Source organism: Rhodococcus sp. P4_B6, from assembly GCF_056402215.1.
The window spans coordinates 1-5221 of record NZ_JBFUHV010000310.1; the positions used below are offsets into that span (position 1 = coordinate 1).

The 5221-nt window shown below is 69.6% G+C and carries 3 protein-coding genes; 1 reads left to right on the top strand and 2 read right to left on the bottom strand.

The window, feature by feature from the left end; all coding sequences use genetic code 11:
* Window positions 1-455 precede the first annotated feature (455 nt).
* Window positions 456-2933 carry an SEC-C metal-binding domain-containing protein gene (locus tag AC1DWT_RS49265; RefSeq protein WP_477926062.1) on the top strand — a complete coding sequence of 826 codons (2478 nt, stop codon included), beginning with the start codon at window positions 456-458 and terminating at the stop codon, window positions 2931-2933.
* Between the two features lie 333 nt (window positions 2934-3266).
* On the opposite strand, the gene AC1DWT_RS49270 is transcribed toward AC1DWT_RS49265, so the two are convergent.
* Window positions 3267-3899, bottom strand: a complete 633-nt coding sequence (locus AC1DWT_RS49270; protein ID WP_242323947.1) for an RES family NAD+ phosphorylase — start codon at window positions 3897-3899, stop codon at window positions 3267-3269.
* Entirely contained in the window at window positions 3896-4489 is a 594-nt protein-coding gene (locus AC1DWT_RS49275) for a helix-turn-helix domain-containing protein (RefSeq protein ID WP_120661688.1), read from the bottom strand. The genes AC1DWT_RS49270 and AC1DWT_RS49275 overlap by 4 nt, the downstream gene beginning before the upstream one ends.
* Window positions 4490-5221: the final 732 nt, after the last annotated feature.

Sequence of the window (5221 nt, forward strand, 5' to 3'; positions counted from 1 at the left end):
CGGGGGTGATGAACAGGTGGTGCCGGGCGCCGTCATGGGTGAGCGACATCGCCACTCCCAGGGTGTGTCCCTCGGCGAACCGTGCGAGCAGCTCCCGGGTGGCCTCGAATCGGGTCTGGCTGATGCCGTAGGTGACGCCGTTAAAAATGAGGCTGGGCACCCTACCCTCCTTGTGTTGACGGCGGATCGTTGCCGAAAGTCTCGCTGACAACCCCTCGTCCATTGGGCGGACACACCGTCGCGACTCGCGGGGTGTTGGCTGGGGCGGGATTACCAGCGGTGGACGACGGTCGGGTTCGGCTCGTCGCTGCCAGGCAATCGGTTGACGGAATCGTGCGCGCCGCAGCGACGCAATTTGGTTGAACCGTTGCGCCGCAGCGCAGCCGAATCCCTCGCCTAGCGACGAGTACGCTCCTTTCGACGAGACGCCCGGACACATCGCATACCCTGGCCCGGTGACCGATCCGACAGATCCCACTGCCGAAGCCGCCATGGTCCTGCTCCGCGAGCACGGGCCCATGCATACCGACGAATGGGCGCGGCGGCTGGTCGCCGAGGGGCACGGCTATCTCGCCGACATGGAGGAACTCGCCGAGTACATCGGCCATCCCCGGCTCGGCTACCTGGCGGACGGTCGCAGCGTGGCCCTCGACGCCCTGCTCGACGGGCGCGTGCTCACCCACCGGCTCACCGAGGCGGAAATCTCCTCCGGCATCCTCGACGCCCACCCGGACCTGACACCCCTGCTGCCGTTCGACGACCACGACCCGGCAGCAGGCGGGCTGAGCACCCTCTTCCGTGACCTCGACGACGACGTGTTCGACGAGCGCGGCGTCGACGATCCCGACTGGCCGACGGACGCGGCGCTGCTGCTCGAACCGGACGCACTCGCCGAATTCCGTCCCGGTGACCTGGTCGTGCTCGCCTTCGTCGACGGCGAGCTGCGGCTCACCGCCGCGGCGGCCCCACCCGCACCCGCACCCGATCTCGCTGTCGCGCTGGCCGACCTGGTGCCGATGGACCGCCCCGAGCCCCTGGACACCATCATCTGGCAGCTGATGGCCGACGACCGGTCCCTGTTCGCGGCGCCGACCATCCCGCTGGGCGACCTGATCACCGACGCCGGATACGTGTGCGACGGCGACGACATCGCGGTCCGGGGATTCGACTTCACCGCCCACCGCGGGAAAGCGCACGCCGCGACGGTCACGGCGGCTCACCACCTCACCGACGACGAGACGGAAGCGGTCATGGCGTTCATCGCCCTGATCGGCGTGCTCGAGCGCACCCCCGCCAACGAGCGCGAACGCGCTGTCGACGCGGTCGTGACGAGCGCGAGGGACCGGTTCGCCGGGCTCGCCCGCCCGAACGCGGCCCGCGCCGCGTTCGGCGAGGCGTACGCCACCTGCCAGGCCGGCACCGAAACCCTGCGCCTGGCCGCCGCGGTGCTCCGCGACCGCGGTCCCCGCCGGATCGCCCCGACCGCGCACTGGCTGGCGGGCAAGGCGGCCGAACTCGACGGACGGACCGCGGACGCCGAGCGGCACTACGAGCGAGCCCTGGCCGTGGACCCGAACTGGGACGAGGCGCTCGAGGCTTTGGCCCGCTTCGCGTCCGATCGTGGTGACGCGGTGCGGGCGATCGGGCTGCTCGACCGGGTCGAGGGTGCGTATCGCGAACCCCTGTACGACCTGCTCCAATCGTTTCTTCCCGTCGACCGGCCGGACCTGGGGCGCAACGATCGGTGCTGGTGCGGATCCGGGCGCAAATACAAGGCGTGCCACCTCGGCAAGGCCGAACACCCACTGGAACAGCGGGCTGGGTGGCTGTACCAGAAGGCGGGTTCGTTCGCGCAGGGCATCGAGTGGCGACCGCTGCTGATCTCGCTCGCCCAGATTCGGTCCGCGCACGACGACGATCCGTTCGCGCTGTATCACGCGCTCGACGACCCGCTGGTCGCGGATGTGGTGATGTTCGAATGCGGAGCCTTCGCGCGGTTCGTCGCCGAGCGCGGCGTGCTGCTGCCCGCGGACGAACTGCTCCTGGCGCAGCAGTGGTTGCTCGCCGAGCGGTCGGTGCACGAGGTGGAGGCGGTGCGTCCGGGCGAGGGGCTGACGCTGCGCGACGTGCGCACCGGCGACCGCCTGGAGGTCGCCGAGCGGACCGCCAGCAGGGCGTTGCGGGCCGGCGACTTCTTCTGCGCCCGAGTCGTTCCCGCCGGTTCCACGATGCAGATCTTCGGTGGCATCGAACCGATCGAGCCCGGACAGCGTGGTCGGCTGATCGAGTTGCTCGATTCGGAATCCACCGACCCCGAGGAGCTGGTCGAGTTCCTCAGCGCCCGGTTCGCGCCGCCGCGGCTGGTCACCCCCGACGGGCACCCGATGGTGGCGTGCCGGGCCGTGTTCGAGGTGGGCGACACCGCCGGGATCCGGCGTAGGCTCAGTCGCCGCTTCGGCGCCGCCGACGCAGACCGGTGGTCCTGGACCGAGCAGGGCAGTGTGCTCGGCGTGCTGATCCTGGTCCGGGATACCGACCCCTGGGTGCTCGAGGTCGAGGCGATGAACGAGCCACGGTTCGAGTCGCTGGTCGACGCCGTGGGGGCTGCCGATCCCGGGGGGAGACTGCGTGAGCAGACCCGGACGCCGGCGGCGGAGTTGATGGCTCAGGCGCAGAAAAAGGGTGTTCGCCCAAGCCAACCTGTCGACCCCGAGGATCCCGCGATCGCGGCGGCGCTCGACGAGCATATCCGCGGATACGAGCAGCAGTGGCTCGACGAGGCGATCCCCGCCCTCGGTGGTCACACGCCGCGCGAGTGCGCCGCCGACCCCACCCGCCGCGACGACCTGATCCGGCTGCTCGACTCCTTCCCGCAGGAGGAGCGGCCGGGGGCGATGAGCGTGCGCCGTCTGCGGGAGGCATTGGGGCTCTAGGGTTCCGGCTGCCGCCCACGCACCGAACCCGGCGACGTCGTTGCCCAAGGGTGACGACCGTGGCCCGCTGCTCGAGGGGCGCGGGCGGCACGGGGGGCGTCGTTGCGCGGGTTTTCCGCCCGTGCCAGTGGGTGTCCACCGGGTTCGTAGCGCGGCGAGGTGTCCGACCCGGGTGCCGGCACGACCGCGGACGGTTGACCCAACCGGCTTAAGGCGGCGTCGAGGCCCCTGCTCGACGGTCAGCGGTGTGCGGTATGCGCTCGGGATGGCGACGATCCGCACCAAACACGGCGACGATGCAGTCGAATCCGGTCGGTGCGGGCCGGGACAGAGTTAGACCGTCGATGCGTACCCGATAGTGCGTGCGGCGGTGCGGATGATCGGCCGCACGCGCGGGTGATCGAGTGGGCGAGTGAACTCGGGGTCGGTGGGGAACGAGTCGGCGGCGGGGTTCCACAGCACGACGTTCGGACGGCCGGTCATGGTGGACGGTACGTACAGACCGTCGAGGTGCGGCCATGTCAGGTGGATGGTGCGCGCCCAGGTGCGGCACACGGTACGCGGTCCGTGCAGCAGTGCGTAAGAGGCTTGGTTACGCACCAGCCAGGTTTCGGTGAGGTTCAGCAGATTCAGGGGACGGGTCGGGCGCCACCCTGTCAGGGCAGGCGCCCCGATCGTGGTGTCGATCGTTCGTGTCGCCTGGTACACCTCGGCCAGCGCGGTGGCGACATCGCAGGCGGCGTAGAGGACCCCGATGGTGGTCGCCGCCGCGGCGGGGCCGGGATGCGGGTCGTAGCGCATGGACGCGATCGGCCCGTAGGTGCGCAGAGTCCGCCAGGACACCACGTGAGGGCCGGTGGTGCGGTGGATCCGCCACAGCACACCGTCGTAGGCCAGGACGTCCTCCGTAGCAACGGTGAGCGGGGTCCGCGGTGCCCGCGGAATCTTCGGGTGCCGACGGCTCACCAGGTGTCGAGGGATTCCAGGAGCGCGACCACCGGTGCCGGGTCCGCCGCCGCGGCCAGATGCTCGAGCGGAGTCCGGTCGCCGAGGTCGGGTTGCGAGGTGTGCATGAGCGCGGCGACCGACACCGGGCTCGCCGTCGAGGGGATGGCCGCCACGACAGCACTGAGCCCCGGCAAGACATCGTCACCGACGAACTGCCATCGCGGGATGCGGCGATGCCCATGCAGATCGAATGCCCACAGCGTGCGCGCGGTGAGCCGCCGGGACACCACCGACCTGTCGATGCCGAGCAGCGCCGCTGCCTCCTTGACGTCCAACGAATCCGCGAGCACCGTCACGGTTTGCCGCGCGATCTCCACCGCGCGAGCGCGGATCTCGGCCACCGGCGACCACTGGTCGAGGACTTCGCCGACGCCCTCGCCGGCGTGGGCGCGGAGGAACTCGATCTCTCCGGCCGACAACGTGTCCGACGCGGCGGGTACCGCGGTGAGTGCAGCGTCGAGTTCGCGAAGCATCTCGCGGCCGGTGAGGTCGACGTGATGCTTGGCCAGCAGCGCGTCGAGCGAATCCACCCTCTCCACCGACCTCATATGCACATCTTAGCCCGCCTGTGCACTGTTGTGCACATTAGTCGCCGGAGTGGGCACCTGCGGGGTCGCGCGAGGCAGCACGAGATTGCATCGCAGCATTCTGATCTCATCGAGCTACATGTCGTCTGGACAGCTTCGGGAGCCCGAAGCCGAGCCGGGACAGCGGCGGGGTTACCCCGGTAATGAAACCCTGTTTCGATAAGGCACCCTCTGGTGGCGATTCGCCTGCTCGATTCAGTTGCTGAGCTACCAGCTCGCGAGCTACTGACTCCCCGGCCGTTGCGCATCGGTGGCGACTCCCGTGGCCGGCGGCCGCGACGAAACACCGCCCTCAGAAGGGACCAGGACGCGACACCTCCGCACGAGTAACGCCTTCATCACCATCAGAGGCATCACGTCGTCGGGGCCCTCACGACCCAATACACAATGTTCCCACTCCAGGCGCGTCCCCCGCCCCACGCAACGAGGGGCTACCCACCACATCTCGGGAACTGCCTCTCCACGGCGGCGCACCATGGCAATCGAATAACTGAGCCCACATTTGCCGGCGCCCCCACCAGCAGGTGCAACCAGGTGACGCGCATAAGCAGCGCCATCATGAGATTCCCCAACACTGGTGGCGCACCACCTGGACGAGCGCTGTGTTGTGGAGAACGGGTCGAGGCCTGGGGCTGGCGTGAACCACCCCGCCGCTCTCAGCTGGCGGGGTGGCACCGTTGCTGCGGACCGGGC